This is a genomic window from Mesorhizobium sp. ES1-3 (assembly GCF_020164795.1).
Taxonomy (GTDB): Bacteria; Pseudomonadota; Alphaproteobacteria; order Rhizobiales; family Rhizobiaceae; genus Mesorhizobium.
On the sequence record NZ_JAIUGW010000024.1, the window covers coordinates 53,377 to 72,707 of the forward strand.

Here is a 19,331-nt window from a genome sequence, read left to right on the forward strand (position 1 = left end):
TCCCTCTGATTTCAAAATTCGTGGATCGGCGCGATCAATTCGCGTGGTCGTCCATGCCGCCCATTTCGCCCATGCCTTCGACGGCGAACTCGACGCTGACCGTACCGGCCTTCTCGAAGGTCAGCGTGGCGGCGAATTTTTCACCCTGCTTGGGTTGCCGCTTCAGGCCTATGAACATCAGGTGATAGCCACCGGGCGCCAGCGCCACTTTGCCGCCTGCCGGGATTTCCAGGCCACCGTCAACTGGCCGCATGGTCATGACGCCGTCCTTGACGCCCATTTGATGCAGCTCGGCCTTTTCGGAAACGTCGGAGGAAATCGACAGCAGCCGGTCCGCGGCGCTGCCCTTGTTGAGGATGGTGAAATAGCCGCCGGCCACCTTGGCGCCGGCCGGCGTGGCGCGCGACCAGGGATGTTCGATTTCGAGATCGCCGACCTTGAATTCATGCGCCAGGACTGCCTGGGCGCCAAGGAACACAAGGGCTAACGCCACAATGCCGAGATCGGCTCTGAAGCGAGACAGGGCGTGGCCGAACACAGTGCCCGCCGACATACGGAAAGAATGGGACATGATTGCTCCATGACGTGATGATCGCGCCGTCGCCGGTCACGAATGGTTTGATCTTGGATGAGTACGCTCGCGAAAGGTTCCGCAAGCAAGCAGGCTCAAGCCGCCAGTGGCGGCGCGCGCGGGTTCGACGGGGACCGTTCGCGGGCGAAGTCGAGATGCGTGGTCGCCGGGAAGACGAAGGCGACGATCTCGAAGGACAGGGACGCAAGCGCAAGCCCGGCATCGGGCGGCGGCGCATAGGTTGGAGAAAACATGCTGCAGCCGAGTGTGCAGCAGGCCGGCAGATGGGATGGATGCTGGTCGCCGCCGGGAAGCTGGGTGGCGCCGTCGTGGGTACAGATGACGTTGCCGAAGGCATCGAGTTGCGCGGCACTCGGCCCGGTGCTGAAAGCGAACGCACCAAGTGTGGACTGGAGCAACAGCAGATAGGCCGCGACAAGCGCGACCGGTATGCTCCACGGTCTCCCCGGGCTGTTCAAACCATCTGCCTCTAAAGCAATCCTGAAAGGATACCTATCACGGGAGCGGCAGGTCGAAAATCGGCAATTCAATGCTGCGGCAACGCGGCACTCAAGGACGGCCGGCTTTCCGGGATCGAGGTCAGCAATGTCTGGCGTGCCGACTTCAGGTGCTTGCGGCAGGCTGCATCGACTTTGCCGAGGTCGCGCGACTTGAGTGCCTCGATATAGGCGAGATGCTCGCCGATCGCGACTTCGTTGCGCTCGCGCTCCTGCGCCTTGTTCCACTGGTAGTGGTAGTGGAAGATCATGGCGATGACGTCGTAGAAATCGACGATGAAGCGGTTGCGCGAGGCGCGATGGATGAGCCGGTGGAGGCGCTCGTCCAGTTCCGAGAACTCATTGAAGCGCGTCGCGATCTCGCGTGCCAGAACGCGGTGTTCCTCCTCCAGCCGGTCGAGATCACCCCAGACCGGACTGTCCAGCGGCAGCGCGGTGAAGGCGGCGGCCGAACGCAATTCGAACATTTCGCGGATCTCGGTCAGTTCCAGCGCGAAGGCCCGCGTAAAACCCTTCAGCACCCAATGGCTGTTGCGGCGTTTTTCGATCAGGCCGAAACGGGAGAAGCGGATCAGAAACTCGCGCACGCTGGTGGTGCCGACGCCGATCTCGCGCGCCAGTTCGAGCTCGTTGATCTGCATGCCGGCTTCGGCGCCGCCGGCCAGCAGCCTGCGCATGAACGACCGCTCGATGATCTCAGCCAGTGTGTCGGTCTCTTCCTCGGGAAAGAAGTCATCGGGACGCGGGTCGCGCAGCACCGTCTTGGCGCGCTTGTTCCAGGCGATCAGCCCGGTTTCCTCCATGCGCGCCAGGATGCTGCGCACGGTCGTGCGGCTGACGCCGAGCAGCACACCCAGCTCAGGTTCCGACGGCAGGCTGCGCGTCTCGTCGAGCAGCCTGAGGCAGCGGTTGTAGGCGTCCTTGTAGACGTTGTTGCTCTTCGACATCCCCTGACCCATTCATGCCGGCGCTTGCAGCGGCCGGCTTGAAGCGCAATATGACGTTCCCAGAACCCTGAAAAGCAGGAATCTCTTTCTCTGGGTCCGGCTCATTGTTTCCAGCGCCACCACTTGCCCAGGGCGGAACCGCAGCGAAAAAACAATTGACGCAAAACTGTTTTTTCACGATAAAAGACATTAACTCTTAACAGGCGCGTGTCAATCCGCGCATCCCAGGATCACCCAGGAAACGCCCGTGAACGTCTCGAACACCATCCTTCTGTCTCCCGCCGACAACGTCGCCGTCGCCAATGGCCGTATCGAGATCGGCACCGCGCTGCCGGGCGGCGCGCTCGCTGCCGCCGTCATCGAGCCTGGCCACAAGGTGGCGATCAAGCCGATTGCCGCGGGTGAAGCCGTGGTCAAATACGCCCAGGCGATCGGCCGCGCCACACAGGACATCGCGCCGGGCGAGCATGTCCATTCGCACAATCTGGTCTTCGAGGCCGGCCGGCTGCCGGTGGTGCCGCCGAGCGAGGCCGAGCACGCAACCGAAGCCGACCGCGCCCGCACCTTCATGGGCTATCGCCGCGCCGATGGCCGCGCCGGCACGCGCAACTTCATCGGCATCATCGCCAGCGTCAATTGCTCGGCCACCGTCTGCCATTCGATCGCCGACACCGCCAACCGGACCTTGCTGCCGAAATATCCCGGCATCGATGGCTTCGTGCCGATCGTCCATGGCCAGGGTTGCGGCATGAGCGCCACAGGCGACGGCATGATGGTGCTGCACCGGACCTTGGCCGGCTATGCCCGCCACCCGAATTTCGGCGGCGTGCTGATGGTCGGCCTCGGCTGCGAGGTCAACCAGCTTACCCTCTACGGCCAGAAGGGTGCCGCCGCCGGCAAGCGCCACTTCAACATCCAGGATGCCGGTGGGTCGCGCAAATCGGTGGAAAAAGCGATGGGCGTGCTGGCCGAGATCGCCGAGGAAGTCGGCCAGTTGAAGCGCGAGCCGATTCCGGTCAGCGAGATCGTCGTCGGCCTGCAATGCGGCGGCTCCGACGGCATGTCGGGCATCACGGCCAATCCGGCGCTGGGCGCGGCCGTCGACATCCTGGCCGGCGTCGGCGGCATCGGCATCCTTTCCGAGACGACAGAAATCTACGGCGCCGAGCACCTGCTCGCCTATCGCGCCGCAAGCCCCGAGATCGCCAAGAAACTCGATGGCTATGTGAAATGGTGGGAAGATCACGTCGCCAAGCATGGCGCCTCGATCGACAACAACCCGTCGCCCGGCAACAAGCGCGGCGGCCTCACCACCATCCTGGAAAAGTCGCTCGGTGCGGTCGCCAAGGGCGGCCAGACGCCGCTCAACGGCGTGTTCGGCTATGCCGAGAAGGTCACCGGCAACGGGCTGGTGTTCATGGACACGCCCGGTTACGACCCGGTCTCGGCCACCGGTCAGGTGGCGGGCGGCGCCAATGTCATCGTCTTCACCACCGGCCGCGGTTCCTGCTTCGGCTGCCGGCCGACACCCTCGATCAAGGTCGCCACCAACTCGACCATGTATCACCAGATGGAAGAGGACATGGACGTCAATTGCGGCGTCATCGCCTCCGGCGAAAAGACCATTGCCGGCATGGGCCGCGAGATCTTCGAACTGATCGTCGAGACGGCTTCGGGCCGCAAGACCAAGAGCGAGGATTTTGGCTACGGCGACAACGAGTTCGTGCCCTGGCATCTCGGCGCGACGCTCTAGTTTTCGACGCATGTCTGGTAAACTTGCCGACCCGCACAACGGTCGGCCACGGGGAGGTTATGCATGAAAAGACGCCGCATCGGCCAGACGGCACTGGAGGTCACCGAGATCAGCTTCGGCGGCGCTGCGATCGGCGGCCTCTACCGGGCCTGTTCGCGCGAAGCGGCGATGGAAACGCTGCAAGGCGCATGGGAAGCCGGCCTGCGCTATTTCGACACCGCGCCCTTCTACGGTTTCGGCCTGTCGGAGCGTCGCTTCGGCGATTTCCTGCGCTACAAACCACGTGATTCCTACGTGCTGTCGACCAAGGTCGGCCGCCTGTTCCGCCCGGTGCCGGAAGACCAGGTGCCGGACCATTCCTATGTCGATCCGCTACCCTTCGCGCTCGACTACGACTATTCCTATGACGGCATCATGCGGTCGGTCGACTTCAGCTATGCGCGGCTTGGGCTAAACAGGATAGACATCCTGTATGTGCACGACATCGGCGTTTACACGCATGGTGTCGAGAAGACCAAACTGCACTTTCGCCAGTTGATGGACGGCGGGCTCAAGGCGCTCGAGGAGCTGAAGCGGGCCGGCACGATTTCGGCCTACGGGCTCGGCGTCAACGAAGTCCAGATCTGCCTCGACGTGATGCGCCGGGCGCCGCTCGACTGCATCCTGCTCGCCAGCCGTTATTCCTTGCTCGACCGCAGCGCGGAAGCCGAACTGCTGCCGCTGTGCCGTGCGCAACAGACGTCGCTGGTCATCGGCGGCGTTTTCAACTCGGGCATATTGGCGACCGGGCCGGTGCAGGGCGCGCATTTCGACTACCAACCCGCCAGCCGCGACGTTCTCGACCGTGTCGACGCCATGGAGAAGATCGCCGGTGAAGGCGGTTATCCGCTGGCGGCGGCCGCGTTTCAGTTTCCTTTGCACGAACCTGCAGTTGCCACCGTGCTGACCGGTACCGCAAGATTGGCGAACCTGACACGCAACCTCGAGCTGCTCGATATCGACGTGCCGGAGACGGAATATGCCAAGTATCGTCCCTACACGGTGGTGCAGAAACTGTCTTGAAGCGCGCACCGTCGCAATGTGCACAGGGTCGCGGGTCGGCTTCACAATGTTGCGACCTCAGAAAAGAATGAACATTCCATGTTGACTGCTGTATGGAATTAATATTCCATGCTTCCGTAGAACGGAAACGGGAGCGCCTGACTAAGACTGGAGAGGAGCCGCGCCGGTAGGTGAATCGTTGTCAGGCCTTTGGGAGGACTGACTGGAAACACCGCTTGCATCGGCCGGAACGATGCACTATCAAAACAGTGCAACTGTTTTTTATTGATAAAGTTCTGTTTGGGCCACGCCTATCCGAACCGAGCTTCCGTAACGTTCACCAGGCGACTTAGGGAGGATCCCATGAAATTCGTGACCAGCATTCTCAACCGCCGCGCCGTCATGGCCCTGGCGGCAGCCTCAATGCTCGCCGGCGTCATGCATAGCGCACCGGTTTCGGCGGCGGACGTGACCATTCCGATCATCGTCAAGGATACCACGTCCTTCTACTGGCAGATCGTTCTGGCCGGCGCCCGCAAGGCCGGCAAGGACCTCGGCGTCAACGTGCCGGAACTCGGCGCCCAGGCTGAGACCGACGTCAACGGCCAGATCTCCATCCTCGAGAACGCCGTCGCCGGCAACCCGGCCGCCGTCGTCATCGCACCGACCGAAGCCAAGGCGCTCGGCAAGCCGATCGACGAAGCCGCGACCAAGGTCAAGGTCATCGGCATCGACTCGGGTGCCGACTCCAAGGCCTTCACATCGTTCCTGACCACCGACAACGTGCAGGGCGGCCGCGTCGCCGCTGACGGTCTCGCCGCCGCGATCGGCGCCGCCAACGGCGGCAAGGTCGAGGGCAAGGTTGCGCTTATCACCGCGCTCCCCGGCGCCGGCTCGCTCGAACAGCGCGCGCAAGGCTTCAAGGAACAGCTCAAGGCCAAGTATCCCGGCCTCGAACTGATCGCCGACAAATACGCCGACGGCCAGGCCACCACCGGCCTCAACATCGCGACCGACCTGATCACCGCCAATCCGGACCTGAAGGGCATCTTCGCGTCAAACCTGATCATGGCGCAAGGCGTCGGTCAGGCGATCGCCGAGAACAAACTTGCCGGCAAGGTCGGGTTGATCGGCTTCGACAGCGACGAGAAGCTGATCAAGTTCCTCAATGACGGCGTCATTTCCGGCCTCGTCGTTCAGGATCCGTACCGGATGGGCTATGACGGCATCAAGACGGCGCTCGCCGCCTCGAAGGGCGAGAAGGTGGAGGCAAATGTCGACACTGGCGCCAATCTGGTGACCAAGGCCAATATGAAGGACCCCAAGATCGACGCGCTGCTCAATCCGAAGCTCTAAGCAGCCGGTGTTCAAAACCGTTTCCGGGGCCTCGCGCCCCGGAAACATCCGCCGCCACGAGCGGCTTGGCAATCGGCCGGCTTTGGCTAGGCTGTTTGAAAAGACGATCACAGCCTCGCCGGGTGCCAGCCGCGAGGCCAATCTGGGAGGATCGCCATGACGCCGACGGCGCACGAATTGCATCCGGCTCCCGTGCTGGAGCCCGGCGGGACCATCCTCGAATTGCGCGGGCTGGAAAAGCGCTATCCCGGCACTCACGCCTTGAAGCCGGTGGACCTCGCCTTCAAGGCAGGCGAGATCCACGCCATCGTCGGCGAGAACGGCGCCGGCAAATCCACGCTCATCAAGCTTTTGACCGGCGTCATGCCGCGCACCTCCGGAGAAGTGATCTGGGAGGGCCAACCGGCTGCACTGGCGACCCCGCATGAGGCGATGGCGCTCGGCATCAACGCTGTCCACCAGGAGGTCGTGCTCTGTCGTCATCTGACCGTCGCCGCCAACATGTTCCTCGGCGAGGAGAATTCGCGCTTCGGCATCCTGCAGCAGCGCGCCATGGTCAGGGAGGCGCAGAAGATCATCGACGATCTCGGCTTCGACTTGCCGGCGCATGTCACATTGGGCGATCTGACCATCGGCCAGCAGCAGCTGATCGCCGCCGCCCGCGCCACCGTGCGCGGCACCAAATTCCTGATCTTCGACGAGCCGACCGCTTACCTGACCCGCAAGGAGGCCGACCAGCTCTTCACTCTGATCCGCCGCCTGAAGTCCGAGGGCGTGACGATCATCTACATCAGTCACCGCATGGAGGAAGTGTTCGAACTCGCCGATCGTGTTTCGGTGCTGCGCGATGGCACGCTGGTCGGCACCAGGAACATCAGCGAGACCAATGACGCCGAACTCGTCAAGCTGATGATCAACCGTTCGATCGAACAAATCTACCACAAGGAGCATTTCACTCCGGGTGCCGCGATCGTCGAGGCCAGAAACCTCTCGGGCAAGGGCTTCGAAAACGTGTCGATGACAGTCCGTGCCGGCGAGATCGTCGGGCTCTACGGCCTGATCGGCGCTGGACGCAGCGAATTTGTCACCACGCTCTACGGCCGGCACAAGAAGTCGGCCGGCCAGATCCTGTGGGAAGGCAAGGATGTCCAGATCAACTCCGAGCATGACGCGATCAAGCTCGGCATGGCGCTGGCGCCGGAAAGCCGCCGCGACCAGGGCCTTTGTCTCAATTTGCCGGTTGGCGTCAACCTCAACCTGCCGATCTACAAGCGCATCTCCAGCAATCTTTTGATCTCGAACGCGAAAGAGAAGGCCGAGGCCGACCGCCAGATCGCAGGCCTCAGGATCAAGACGCCGACGCGCCATGCGTTGGCTTCCAGCCTGTCGGGCGGCAATCAGCAGAAGATCGTCATCGGCAAATGGCTGGCGCACGGCGCCAAGCTGTTCATCTTCGACGAGCCGACGGTCGGCGTAGACGTCGGCACCAAGGCGGAGATCTACCGCCTGTTCAGCGCGCTCTTGTCGAAGGGCGCGGGCATCATCCTGATCTCGTCCTATTTGCCGGAAGTCTATGAACTGGCCGACACGCTGCACGTGTTCCGCCGCGGCAAGTTGGTGGCCACGCACGGGTTCCACACCGCCGATCACGAGGACATTCTCACACAGGCGCTCGCCGAGAAACAAGAAAAGCTGGGAGGAAAGACATGAGCACCGAGGCGATTCCTGCCGAAAAACCGAAGCGCAATTACAACGCACTGTTTGGACTGACGCTGCTGGCGCTGCTGGTGCTGCTGTGGGTCATTCTGTCGTTCTCCACGTCGAGCTTCGCGTCGGCCAACAACATCTCGAATCTGCTGCGTCAGGGTTCGATGATCGCCATTTTGGCTGTCGGCCAGACCTTCGTCATCATCACCGGCGGCATCGATCTGTCCGTCGGCGCCGTGGTCGGCTTCGCAACCGTCATCGCCGCGATGCTGATCAATGCCGGCGTCCCGGTCTTCCTCGCCATCCTGCTCACCCTGCTGGTCGGCGTCGCCATCGGCCTCTTCCATGGTTTTGGCATCGTCAAGATGGGCCTGCCGCCCTTCATCATCACGCTGGCGACCCTGACGTCGCTGCGCGGCATTGGCCTTTTGATGACCAACGGCAATTCGATTTCGATCAACAATGATGCTTTCCAGGAATTCTCGCGCAACTCCTTCCTCGGCATCCCCAATCTGTTCTGGATGGTCCTGCTGGTCGGCATACCCGCCTATGTCTTCCTGCATCACAGCCGCTGGGGCCGGTACCTGTTCTCGGTCGGGTCGAACGCCGAGGCCTCGCGCCTGTCCGGCGTCAATGTCCAGCGCACCATCTTCATGGCCTACACGCTGTCGGGTCTCTGCGCGGCGTTCGTCGGTGTGCTCTTGGCTTCGCGCATCGGCATCGGCAATCCGACCCAGGCCGAAGGATGGGAACTGCAGGCGATCGCCTCGTCGGTGATCGGCGGCACCTCACTGTTCGGCGCGGTCGGCTCGGTGCACGGGCCACTGCTCGGCGCCTTCATTCTCGCCACCATCAACAACGGCGCCAACCTGCTCAACGTCAACGCCTTCTGGCAGCGTGTCATCACCGGCGTGCTGATCATCGTCATCGTCTATTTCGATGGCCTGCGCCGCCGCGGCGGCAAGTAGCGACAGACCAAAATCGATCGCCGGCCCTGTCGGAAACAGGCCGGCGATTTCATGACAGAGTGGATTGAAGCATGAAAGCCGTCGTCTGCCGCTCGCCAGGCGAGCTTATCCTGGAGGACCGCCCTGCTCCCGGCTCGCCGCCCCCCGGCTGGGCGCTGGTCGCGGTCAGCCATGTCGGCATCTGCGGCACCGACTATCACATCTTCGAGGGCAAGCATCCTTTCCTCGCTTACCCCCGCATCATGGGCCACGAAGTCTCCGGCACCGTCGTCGAAGTCGGCGAAGGAGTCGGTCTTGCGGTCGGCGAACCGGTGATCATCAACCCCTATCTCTCCTGCGGCCAATGCATCGCCTGTCGGCACGGCAAGCCAAATTGCTGTGTCAGGATCGAAGTGCTCGGCGTGCATCGCGACGGCGCCATGTGCGAACGCATCCTGGTGCCGGCGCAGAACCTTTATCCCACAAACGGGCTGTCGCTCGCCGACGCCGCCGCCGTCGAATTCCTGGCCATCGGCGCGCATGCCGTGCGCCGCGCGCGTTCCGAGCCCGGTGGACGCGCGCTGGTCATCGGCGCCGGTCCGATTGGGCTTGGCACCGCCATCTTCGCACGCATTGCCGGGCTCGACGTGACACTTCTCGACATGAGCAGCGAAAGACTGGCCTTCGCCGCGAGTGAGCTCGGCTTTTCGATTCTCGACGGCTCGCAAGCACCCGTGTCAGATCTGGTGCGTGATGCGACCGACGGCGAAGGCTTCGACGCGGTCTTCGATGCCACCGGCAACACCCGGTCCGTGCAATCGGCCTTCGCCCATGTCGCGCATGGCGGCACGCTGGTGCTGGTCAGCGTCGTCAAGGACGACATCGTCTTTTCCGACCCTGAGTTCCACAAGCGCGAAATGACATTGATCGGCAGCCGCAATGCGTTGCGCGCCGACTTCGATCATGTCGCCGCCTCGATCCGCAATGGGGCCGTGCCGCTAGCCAAGCTCGTCACCCACCGCACCACGCTGGCCGATACGCCAGGGGATCTCGCACGCTGGGCGCACGAAAAGTCGGGCCTGATCAAGGCCGTGATCGAGATCGGATAGCCTTACAGCGCCGATAGCTTCAGCTCCACTCGCTCGGCAGGGAAGCGCGATTCGGAAAACTGGATCGGCTGGCCGTCAGGCGTGACGTTGACCGCCACCGTGACCAGCACGATGGCGCCGGGCTGCAGGTCGAGGTCGGCAAGATCGGCGGCGTCCGCGTGGCGCGCCGACAGCACCGTCGACTGCCTGAGATAATCGTCGATACCGAAACGGGCGAGCGACGCGGTGATCGAACCGGTCTGCGCCATCGCCTTGTCGATGCCGGCAAAGCGCCTCCCCTCGAACCAGGCGGCGGCGCGCGACACCGGTCGTCCGTCGGCCTCGCCGCGCGTTTCCAACCTGATTACCCCGGCACCCCGGGCCAAACCGAGCCCTTCGGCAACGCGCTGGCTGGCGGGCTCGTTCGATGAGGAGAGCAGTACGATGTGCCGTTCCGACGTCTGCCCCTGCAGGCCAGTCGAAAAGCGTGTCCGCGCGCCGATCGGATAGGACAGCCGCTTGCGCGACAAGACGAAGGTGCCGCGTCCCTGCTCGGCCCGCAATACGCCCTCCTGCACGAGCGCCGATATGGCGCTGCGTACGGTGTGACGGTTGACGCCGTAGCGCTCGGCCAGCGCGACCTCGGGCGGCAGCGCGGCATTCTCGGCGAAGTCGCCGCTGGCAATCGATTGCAGGATCCTGTCGGCGATCTGGCGCCACAGTGAAACACCGCTGCGCCGCTCGATGCTGTCGGCCACCTGCTGCCCGATCATGTTTTTGCCCCCCGGCCAATCCTGTCACGCACCCGTCATGGACTCGCGTTAGGTAATATGTATAATTTGTATAGTTGTCTATATCAATAGACAAATTTAGCGAAGAGGAAAGTTGGCGATGCGAGGACAGGAAGCCCGCGATCAGGCCGAGCGCAAAGCCGCCATGGCGACGCTGGCGCAATCGAGCGGCGATGACATCGTGCGGCTCTGGAACGAGGCCGGCCTGCCTTCGAAAGCCGAATTGCTGCGCGGCCCCGAGACCGGCCTGGTCACGCTGCGCGGCCGCATCGGCGGCGGCGGCGCGCCCTTCAATGTCGGCGAAGCGACCATCACTCGTGCCACGGTCCGGCTGCCATCCGGGCAAGTAGGCCATTGCTACGCGCTTGGCCGCGACAAGCAGAAGGCGAAGCTTGCAGCCATCGCCGACGCGCTCTGGCAGGACCCTACCCGCCGCACCGAGGTCGAGACCGGGCTCATTGCGCCCCTGCGCTCGGCTCTGACCGCTGCCCACGAAAAACGCCGCGCCGAGACGGCGGCAACGAAGGTGGATTTCTTCACCATGGTTCGCGGAGAAGATTGATGGATATCGCTGCGCAATCGATCGAAGGCGGTTTCGCCGATCCGGTCTTCAACGCCCAGGCCGTGTTTCGGGCCCTCATGGATGCCATGGCGCGGCCGGGCAGTGTCCAGCCATTACCGGCCCTGGCCCGCCCGCCGGCGCCGCTTTCGGCAACATCAGGCGCCATTGCCCTGGCGCTGTGCGACAACGACACGCCGCTCTGGCTCGACCCGGCACTGCATGCCTCCGTGGCGATCAGCTCCTGGCTTGGTTTCCACACGGGCGCACCGCTGGCCAACACATCAGCCGACGCGCATTTCGCGTTTATTGCCATGCCCGCCGAGATGATGGCGATCGATGGCTTTTCGCAGGGCACGCAGGACTATCCCGACCGATCGACGACGCTGATCCTGCAGGTCGGCGACCTCGCTTCAGGGGCCCCGCTGTTGCTGGAAGGCCCCGGCATCGAAACCAGCGCCACGATCGCACCGGCCCAGATGCCGCGCCATTTCGTCGAGCAGTGGAAGCAAAACAACAAGCGCTTTCCTCGTGGCGTCGACATCATCCTCGCCACATCGGACGGCATAACCTGCCTGCCGCGCACGACGCGCATCAAGACGATGGAGGCTTGAAGATGTATGTCGCGGTCAAAGGTGGCGAAGCCGCAATTGCCAACGCTCACAGCCTGCTTGCCGACCGCCGGCGCGGCGACCGCTCGGTGCCGGCGCTGCGCCTTGACCAGATTGTCGAACAACTGGCGCTCGGCGTCGACAGGGTGATGAGCGAAGGCTCGCTCTATGACCGTGAACTCGCCGCGCTAGCTATCGTCCAGGCCCGCGGCGACATGATCGAGGCGATCTTCCTGGTGCGCGCCTACCGCACCACCCTGCCGCGCTTCGGTTACACCAGCCCGATCGACACCAGCGCGATGCTGGTCGAACGGCGCGTCTCGGCGACCTACAAGGACCTGCCTGGCGGCCAGCTGCTTGGTCCGACTTTCGACTACACCCACCGCCTGCTCGACCCGGAGCTTGCCGCCGGCGCCGATGTCGCCGAACCGTTGCAGCGCGCCGGCGAGGCCGAGCCCATGCCGCGTGTCTCGGCCATCCTTGCTCGCGAAGGCCTGATCGAGCCCGATGGCGACATGCCGCAGGACCACATTCCCGGCGACATCACCCGTGAGCCGCTGGAATTCCCGATGGCGCGCGACATCCGCCTGCAGGCGCTGTCGCGCGGTGACGAGGGTTTTCTGTTGGCGCTCGGCTATTCCACGCAGCGCGGCTATGCCCGCAACCATCCCTTCGTCGGCGAGATCCGCATCGGCGAGGTTGAGCTGGAACTCGACGTGCCCGAACTGCCTTTCGCCGTGCCGCTCGGCACGGTGCGGGTCACCGAATGCCAGATGGTCAACCAGTTCAAGGGCTCGGCCAAGGCGCCGCCGCAATTCACCCGCGGCTACGGCCTCGTCTTCGGCCAGAGCGAACGTAAGGCGATGGCCATGGCGCTCTGCGACCGCGCCCTGCGCGCCTCGGAACTCGGCGAGGACATCGTCGCCGCCGCGCAGGACGAGGAGTTCGTCATCTCGCACTCCGACAATGTCCAGGCGACCGGCTTCGTCGAGCATTTGAAGCTGCCGCACTATGTCGACTTCCAGGCCGAGCTCGACCTCGTGCGCCGCATGCGCGCCGAGTATGAGGCCCGCGAAAATCCAGCGAAGGTCGAAGAGAAAAGGGAGGCGGCGGAATGATCCTAGCTGCCGCCATGCCCACTATCGGCACCGCCACTATGACCAGCACTGTAGTGGCCACTATGTGCCTCGTTGAACCCTTTGCTACCGGCAACAGTCTCACCTTGCGCGCCTTCTTTCGGTGCGGGCAGAACCATGCGTCGAAGGACAAAGGCAACCGCGCCGACAAACACCAGCAGCAGAATTCCGAGATGCATCCAACCGGTTTGGGTCATCTGAATTCGCCCCTGCTTCCCGCGTCCTGGACGTCAATTCAATAGCACAAAGCGGATGTGATCGCCATGGCCGACATCGCCACCTACAACTTCGCCTATCTCGACGAGCAGACCAAGCGGATGATCCGTCGCGCGATCCTCAAGGGCATCGCCATCCCCGGCTACCAGGTGCCGTTCGCCTCGCGCGAAATGCCGATGCCTTATGGCTGGGGCACCGGCGGCGTCCAGGTCACCGCCTCGATCATCGGCCCCGATGACGTGCTGAAGGTCATCGACCAGGGCGCCGACGACACTACCAATGCGGTCTCGATCCGCGCCTTCTTCAAGAAGGTCGCCAATGTCGCGGTAACAACCGATACCGCCACTGCCACCATCATCCAGACCCGCCACCGCATCCCTGAACAGCCGCTGACGGCTGGCCAGGTGCTGGTCTACCAGGTGCCGATTCCCGAACCGCTGCGCTTCCTCGAGCCGCGCGAGACCGAGACGCGGAAAATGCATGCGCTGGAGGAATACGGTCTCATGCATGTGAAGCTCTACGAGGACATCGCCAAGCACGGCCGCATCGCCACCACCTATGCCTATCCGGTCAAGGTCGAGGGCCGCTATGTGATGGACCCTTCGCCGACGCCGAAATTCGACAACCCCAAGATGCACCGCTCGCCGGCTTTGCAGCTGTTCGGCGCCGGCCGCGAAAAGCGCATCTATGCCGTGCCGCCCTTCACCGATGTCGTCAGCCTCGACTTCGAGGATCATCCGTTCGAAGTGCAGACTTTCGACCAGCCCTGCGCGCTGTGCGCGGCCGAGAATGTCTATCTCGACGAGGTCATCCTCGACGACCATGGCGGCCACATGTTCGTCTGCTCCGACACCGATTACTGCGAGAAGCGGCGTGAAGAAGGCCATCGCGGCCACCTTGCCCCGGAAACCGATCTCGCCGCGGAAAATTTGGAGCCGGCACAATGACCGACGAACCGCTGCTGCGCGTCTTCGCGCTCTCCAAATTCTATGGCTCGCGGGTCGGCTGCGACAACGTCTCCTTCGACCTGTGGCCGGGCGAGGTTCTGGCGGTCGTGGGCGAATCCGGCTCCGGCAAGACGACGCTGCTCAACTGCCTGTCGACGCGGCTGCTGCCCTCCTCCGGCACCGCCAGCTACCGCATGCGCGACGGTCAGTTCCGCGAGCTCTACCGCATGAGCGAGGCCGAGCGCCGCTTCCTAATGCGCACCGACTGGGGCTTTGTCCATCAGAACCCCGCCGATGGCCTGCGCATGACGGTGTCGGCCGGCGCCAATGTCGGCGAGCGTCTGATGGCGGTCGGCGACCGCCATTACGGCAAGATCCGCGCCACGGCTGTCGACTGGCTGTCTCGCGTCGAGGTCGAGGAAGACCGCATCGACGACGAACCCCGTGCCTTTTCCGGCGGCATGCGCCAGCGCCTGCAGATCGCCCGCAATCTCGTCACCGGGCCACGGCTGGTGTTCATGGACGAGCCGACCGGCGGCCTCGATGTCTCGGTGCAGGCGCGCCTGCTTGATCTCTTGCGCGGTCTGGTCACCGATCTTGGCCTTGCGGCCATAGTCGTCACCCACGACCTCGCCGTGGCGCGGCTTCTGTCGCAGCGCATGATGGTGATGAAGGACGGCCGCGTCGTCGAAAGCGGCCTCACCGACCGCGTGCTCGACGACCCGCGCGCGCCCTACACGCAATTGCTGGTTTCTTCGATTTTGCAGGTTTGACGATGGCGCTTGAACACCCCCCTCTGTCCTGCCGGACATCTCCCCCTCAAGGGGGGAGATTGGCAGTTTCCATGTCCCGCCTATTCTACAACGCAGAGGATTGGCGACGACGAATGCGACAGCCGATCTCCCCCCTTGAGGGGGAGATGCCTGGCAAGGCAGAGGGGGGCGCTGTCCCGCCGACGATTGACGGTTGGAGAACCTTCTGATGCCGACCCCTCTCGTTGTCTCCGACGTCGCGAAAAGCTTCACCATGCATCTGCGTGACGGCATCAAACTGCCTGTCGTCGCTGGCGTTTCCTTCTCGATCAAGGCGGGTGAATGCACCGTGCTCGGTGGTCCGTCCGGTGCCGGCAAGAGCTCGATCCTGAAGATGCTCTATGGCAACTACGCCGTCGACGAGGGCCAGATCATCGTCATGCACGAGGACGGACTGATCGACCTTGCCCATGCCAGCCCGCGCACCGTGCTTTCCGTTCGCCGGCAAACGATCGGCTATGTCAGTCAGTTCCTGCGCACCGTGCCGCGCGTCTCGGCTCTCGATGTCGTCGCCGAACCGCTGGTCGAACGCGGCGAGGATCGCGAGACCGGGCGGGAGAAAGCTCGTACCTTGCTGTCGCAACTCAACCTGCCGGAAAAACTATGGGCACTGCCGCCGGCAACCTTCTCCGGCGGCGAGCAGCAGCGCGTCAACATCGCGCGCGGTTTCATCACCGAACATCCGATCCTGCTGCTCGACGAGCCGACCGCATCGCTCGACGCGACCAACCGCGACGTGGTGATCGAACTCATCGCAGCCAAGAAGGCGGCAGGCGCCGCCTTGCTCGGTATCTTCCACGACCACGATGTGCGGGAAGCAGTGGCCGACCGCGTCATCGACGTCACTGCCTTCGCCCCGGGAAAGCTCGCCGCATGACCAGGAAATTGTCGGAAACGCCGCTGGTCCACCCGACGGCGGAGGTACACAGCTCGACGCTCGGCCGCTGGACCGAGATCGCCGACCGCAGCCGGGTCTCGGAAAGCGAACTCGGCGACTATTCCTACATGATGCAGGACTGCGCCGTCTGGTGCGCGACGATCGGCAAGTTCGCCAACATCGCGGCAAGCGTCCGCCTCAACGCCACCAACCACCCGACCTGGCGGCCGACGCTGCACCACTTCACCTATCGCGCCTCGGACTATTGGGACGACGCCGAGCATGAGAGCGAATTCTTCGCTGAGCGTCGCGCCAAGCGTGTCATCATCGGCCACGACACCTGGCTCGGCCACGGCTCGACCGTCCTGCCCGGCGTCACCGTCGGCGATGGTGCGGCAGTCGGCGCCGGTGCGGTGGTCTCCAGGGATGTCGCCCCTTACACCATCGTCGCCGGCGTGCCGGCCAAGCCGATCCGCGAGCGCTTCGACCGTCGCATCGCCGAGCGCTACCAGGCGCTGGCCTGGTGGGACTGGGACCATGCGAGGCTACGTGCCTCGCTCGACGATTTCCGCGAACTGTCCGCCGAGGCGTTCCTGGAGAAATACGAAGGGTAGAGCATCAGATCATCGTCATAGGGCGAGCCTGTTCATATCCCTGACATACGATTCGGACAGGACGCCATCTCCCAAGGAGATCGCCATGCTCGACACCGTCAGACCCTCGCTCACCGGATTCTTTGCCGGCTCCAATCCGACGCCGCCGGCGCATCTTGGCACGCGCTACGATGGATCGGGCAACTTTCTCCTCGAGCCCGGCAACACCGTCGTCAGCCATCTGGTCGGCGGCTCGCCCTCCGAAGCGGTGGTGCTGGCCGTGCGCGAGAAGATGCTGGCAATGTCGGACGTCGACCGCCTCGCCTTTACACCCGTCTCCAGCCTGCACATGACGCTGTTCCAGGGCGTCATCGAATATCGCCGCCGCTTGCCTTACTGGCCACGGGACGTGCCGCTCGACACCAGCATCGACGCCATGACCCGCCTCTATCTGGAACGCCTGAAGGGTTTCCAGGGCGCCGGCCCGTTCAACATCAAGGTGGTCGAAGTTCTGCCGACCGGCCTCACCGTTGCCGGCGCGACCGACGAGGACATGCGCATCATGCGTGCATGGCGCGATGCTCTGACTGTGCCGTTCGGCTACCGGCACCCCGACCACGACAATTACCTCTTTCACATCACCTTCGCCTACCAGATCCAGCGTCTCGCCGACGACAGCGCTGCCGCATGGCAGGCGCTGTTCGACGATTGCCTGGCGCTTTTCGCGCGGCAGGCTCCGGTGATCGAGATCAAGGCCCCCGCCTTCTGCGCATTCCGCGACATGAAACATTTCGAGGAATTGCTGGTGCTTGGCTGATCGCCAGCAGGACGCCGACCGTCGTATCTGTGGAGCGTAACAAAACTGACATGCCGGCGACACGGCAGGTTCATGTGGCTGCGTTAGGCGAGAGCCTGACGATCAATATGGACCGGACTGGAACCAGCCCATGTCAGCAAGCTCTGCCACGCTCGAAATCCGCGGCGTCAGCCGACGATTTGGCAAGAACACCGCCGTCAGTGACATCAACATCTCGATCCCGCAGGGGCAGATGGTTGGCGTCATCGGTCGTTCGGGCGCCGGCAAATCGACGCTTCTTCGCATGATCAACCGTCTTGTCGACCCCAGCCAGGGGTCGATTTTTTTTGACGGGGCGGAGGTTTCCCAGTTGCGCGGCTCGCCCTTGCGGCGCTGGCAGCGCGATTGCGCCATGATCTTCCAGCAGTTCAACCTGGTGCCGCGCCTCGACGTACTGACCAACGTGCTGCTCGGCAAACTGAACCACCGCTCGACCCTGTCCAACCTTCTCGGCATGTTCTCGCGCGCCGAGTGCGCAGAGGCGGTCGCCGCGCTCGAGCGGCTCGACATCGCCCGTACGGCACTTCAGCCGGCCGGCACCTTGTCTGGCGGCCAGCAGCAGCGCGTCGCCATCGCCCGCGCCATGATGCAGCAGCCCAGGGTGATCCTCGCCGACGAGCCGATCGCCTCGCTCGACCCGCTCAACGCCAAGGTGGTGATGGATTCGCTGCAGGACATCAATCTGCGCGAAGGCATCACCGTCGTCACCAACCTGCATACGCTCGATACCGCTCGTACCTATTGCAACCGCGTCATCGGCATGGCCGCCGGCAAGGTCGTCTTCGACGGGCCGCCCGAAGAGCTCGACCGCGACGCCGTGCGTCTTGTCTACGGCGCCGACAGCAATGGCGGCGAGATATCGGAGGTCATCACCTCCACCAGCGTAGCCTTCAAGCAGAAGATCGCCGCATCCGCCGGACCGCTCGAACCCGCATTTCCGGGATACTGAGCCCATTACGGGCATAGCGAGCAGCCTGGATCGTCCGCCCGCGTCAAGGGCACTTGTCAAGATCAAGAACGCTGCCGGCGCGGGGCCGGAACTTACAGGAGAGATATCAATGTTCAGGAAGATGGTTTTCGGTGCCGTTTCGGTGCTCGCCATGGCCACCAGTATGGCCCACGCCGCCGACATGAAGGAATTTCGCGTCGGCATTCTCGGTGGCGAAAACGAAACCGACCGGCTGCGCAACTACCAGTGCCTGGCCGATCATCTGAAGACCGAGTTCGGCTTCGAGAAAGTTTCGCTGTTCCCCGCCGCCGACTATGACGGCGTCATCCAGGGCCTGCTCGGCGGCACGCTCGACTTCGCCGAACTCGGCGCTTCCGGCTATGCCAGCGTCTATCTCAAGGATCCGAAGGCGGTTACCCCGATCCTCACCACCAAGCAGACCGACGGCGCCACCGGCTATTATTCTATCGGCCTGGCGCTGAAGACCTCCGGGATCACCGACATCAAGTCGGCCAAGGGCAAGAAGCTCGGCTATGCCGATCCGGATTCGACCTCCGGCTACCTGATCCCGCTGACCCAGATTCCGAAGACCACCGGCGCCTCGAACGAGGCCTTCTTCGCTTCGACCCAGTTCAACGGCGGCCACGAAAACAACGTTCTGGCCGTGCGTGATGGCAAGGTCGACGTCGCGGTCGACGATTCCTCGGGCACCGGCGACTTCAAGAACGGCTACACCTCCGGCACCTTCCACAAGGAAGTCGCCAAGGGCGCCGTCGACCCCAACGACTTCGTCGAAGTCTGGCGCTCGGGCCTGATCCCGAACGGCCCGCTCGTCGTGCGCACCGCGATAGGCGACGACATGACCGCCAAGCTGGCCGCCTTCTTCACCGATCTGCCCAAGAAGGACAAGGCTTGCTTCGAAGGCGTCGAAGGCGGCGACTTCACCGGCTACGTTCCGGTGAAGCCGGACTTCTACAAGGTCATCGTCGAAGCCCGTAAGGCAGCCATCGGCGGCTAACGGCGAAATTGCAAAGGGGCGGTACTTCGAAGTACCGC

General features: G+C 63.6%; 21 protein-coding genes. 16 read left to right on the top strand and 5 right to left on the bottom strand.

Translation table 11 applies throughout. The features are described from left to right. Positions 1–34 precede the first annotated feature (34 nt). From LB536_RS25220 to LB536_RS25230, 3 genes are all read right to left on the bottom strand, one after another. Positions 35–571 carry a copper chaperone PCu(A)C gene (locus LB536_RS25220; protein WP_224597353.1) on the bottom strand — a complete coding sequence of 179 codons (537 nt, stop codon included), beginning with the start codon at positions 569–571 and terminating at the stop codon, positions 35–37. 95 nt (positions 572–666) lie between these two features. After that, on the bottom strand, positions 667–1,023 hold the full coding sequence (locus LB536_RS25225) for a DUF2946 family protein (protein ID WP_224597439.1): 357 nt from the start codon (positions 1,021–1,023) through the stop codon (positions 667–669). Positions 1,024–1,118: 95 nt separating this feature from the next. Continuing rightward, a complete protein-coding gene (locus LB536_RS25230; protein ID WP_224597355.1) occupies positions 1,119–2,036 on the bottom strand; it encodes a GntR family transcriptional regulator in 918 nt (305 codons plus the stop codon). Between the two features lie 247 nt (positions 2,037–2,283). On the opposite strand from LB536_RS25230, the gene LB536_RS25235 reads away from it, so the two are divergent. From LB536_RS25235 to LB536_RS25260, 6 genes are all read left to right on the top strand, one after another. Beyond that, positions 2,284–3,789, top strand: coding sequence for a UxaA family hydrolase (locus LB536_RS25235; RefSeq protein WP_224597356.1), 1,506 nt, complete (start codon positions 2,284–2,286; stop codon positions 3,787–3,789). 63 nt (positions 3,790–3,852) lie between these two features. Then, entirely contained in the window at positions 3,853–4,851 is a 999-nt protein-coding gene (locus LB536_RS25240) for an aldo/keto reductase (RefSeq protein WP_140811590.1), read from the top strand. 342 nt (positions 4,852–5,193) lie between these two features. Next, positions 5,194–6,186 (top strand): ABC transporter substrate-binding protein, encoded by a 993-nt coding sequence (locus LB536_RS25245; RefSeq protein ID WP_224597358.1) that lies wholly within the window; start codon positions 5,194–5,196, stop codon positions 6,184–6,186. Between the two features lie 156 nt (positions 6,187–6,342). Beyond that, positions 6,343–7,896: a sugar ABC transporter ATP-binding protein gene (locus LB536_RS25250; RefSeq protein WP_224597361.1), complete on the top strand. Its 1,554-nt coding sequence runs from the start codon at positions 6,343–6,345 to the stop codon at positions 7,894–7,896. Beyond that, a complete protein-coding gene (locus tag LB536_RS25255) occupies positions 7,893–8,861 on the top strand; it encodes an ABC transporter permease (RefSeq protein WP_224597364.1) in 969 nt (322 codons plus the stop codon). The genes LB536_RS25250 and LB536_RS25255 overlap by 4 nt, the downstream gene beginning before the upstream one ends. A 71-nt stretch (positions 8,862–8,932) precedes the next feature. Beyond that, positions 8,933–9,949: a zinc-binding alcohol dehydrogenase family protein gene (locus LB536_RS25260; RefSeq protein ID WP_224597367.1), complete on the top strand. Its 1,017-nt coding sequence runs from the start codon at positions 8,933–8,935 to the stop codon at positions 9,947–9,949. Positions 9,950–9,951: 2 nt separating this feature from the next. Here the strand turns inward: LB536_RS25260 and phnF are convergent, their stop codons facing one another. Then, complete coding sequence (gene phnF / locus LB536_RS25265; RefSeq protein WP_224597370.1) at positions 9,952–10,701, bottom strand: phosphonate metabolism transcriptional regulator PhnF; 750 nt, start codon at positions 10,699–10,701, stop codon at positions 9,952–9,954. Positions 10,702–10,819: 118 nt separating this feature from the next. Between phnF and phnG the strand changes: the two genes are divergently transcribed. From phnG to LB536_RS25280, 3 genes are read left to right on the top strand one after another with little or no spacing between them, the layout of a single operon-like run. Continuing rightward, positions 10,820–11,281, top strand: coding sequence for a phosphonate C-P lyase system protein PhnG (phnG, locus tag LB536_RS25270; RefSeq protein ID WP_224597372.1), 462 nt, complete (start codon positions 10,820–10,822; stop codon positions 11,279–11,281). Then, positions 11,281–11,892, top strand: coding sequence for a phosphonate C-P lyase system protein PhnH (gene phnH / locus LB536_RS25275; protein WP_224597375.1), 612 nt, complete (start codon positions 11,281–11,283; stop codon positions 11,890–11,892). Before phnG ends, phnH begins: the two co-directional genes overlap by 1 nt. A gap of 2 nt (positions 11,893–11,894) precedes the next feature. Continuing rightward, the gene (locus LB536_RS25280) at positions 11,895–13,007 is read left to right on the top strand and encodes a carbon-phosphorus lyase complex subunit PhnI (protein WP_224597377.1); all 1,113 of its coding nucleotides are present in this window, start codon (positions 11,895–11,897) and stop codon (positions 13,005–13,007) included. A gap of 2 nt (positions 13,008–13,009) precedes the next feature. Here the strand turns inward: LB536_RS25280 and LB536_RS25285 are convergent, their stop codons facing one another. Continuing rightward, positions 13,010–13,222: a hypothetical protein gene (locus tag LB536_RS25285; RefSeq protein WP_224597381.1), complete on the bottom strand. Its 213-nt coding sequence runs from the start codon at positions 13,220–13,222 to the stop codon at positions 13,010–13,012. Between the two features lie 66 nt (positions 13,223–13,288). On the opposite strand from LB536_RS25285, the gene LB536_RS25290 reads away from it, so the two are divergent. The 7 genes from LB536_RS25290 (at position 13,289) to phnD (ending at position 19,293) form a co-directional block, all read left to right on the top strand. After that, positions 13,289–14,188 carry an alpha-D-ribose 1-methylphosphonate 5-phosphate C-P-lyase PhnJ gene (locus LB536_RS25290; protein ID WP_224597384.1) on the top strand — a complete coding sequence of 300 codons (900 nt, stop codon included), beginning with the start codon at positions 13,289–13,291 and terminating at the stop codon, positions 14,186–14,188. Beyond that, the gene (gene phnK / locus LB536_RS25295; protein WP_224597386.1) at positions 14,185–14,961 is read left to right on the top strand and encodes a phosphonate C-P lyase system protein PhnK; all 777 of its coding nucleotides are present in this window, start codon (positions 14,185–14,187) and stop codon (positions 14,959–14,961) included. The genes LB536_RS25290 and phnK overlap by 4 nt, the downstream gene beginning before the upstream one ends. 208 nt (positions 14,962–15,169) lie before the next feature. Then, positions 15,170–15,877 (top strand): phosphonate C-P lyase system protein PhnL, encoded by a 708-nt coding sequence (gene phnL / locus LB536_RS25300; protein WP_224597389.1) that lies wholly within the window; start codon positions 15,170–15,172, stop codon positions 15,875–15,877. After that, entirely contained in the window at positions 15,874–16,491 is a 618-nt protein-coding gene (locus LB536_RS25305) for a DapH/DapD/GlmU-related protein (protein ID WP_224597391.1), read from the top strand. Before phnL ends, LB536_RS25305 begins: the two co-directional genes overlap by 4 nt. 85 nt (positions 16,492–16,576) lie before the next feature. Continuing rightward, complete coding sequence (locus LB536_RS25310; RefSeq protein WP_224597393.1) at positions 16,577–17,287, top strand: DUF1868 domain-containing protein; 711 nt, start codon at positions 16,577–16,579, stop codon at positions 17,285–17,287. A 130-nt stretch (positions 17,288–17,417) separates the two neighbouring features. Then, positions 17,418–18,275 (top strand): phosphonate ABC transporter ATP-binding protein, encoded by an 858-nt coding sequence (gene phnC / locus LB536_RS25315; RefSeq protein WP_224597396.1) that lies wholly within the window; start codon positions 17,418–17,420, stop codon positions 18,273–18,275. Between the two features lie 109 nt (positions 18,276–18,384). Beyond that, a complete protein-coding gene (phnD, locus tag LB536_RS25320) occupies positions 18,385–19,293 on the top strand; it encodes a phosphonate ABC transporter substrate-binding protein (RefSeq protein WP_224597399.1) in 909 nt (302 codons plus the stop codon). The last annotated feature ends 38 nt before the right edge of the window (positions 19,294–19,331 follow it).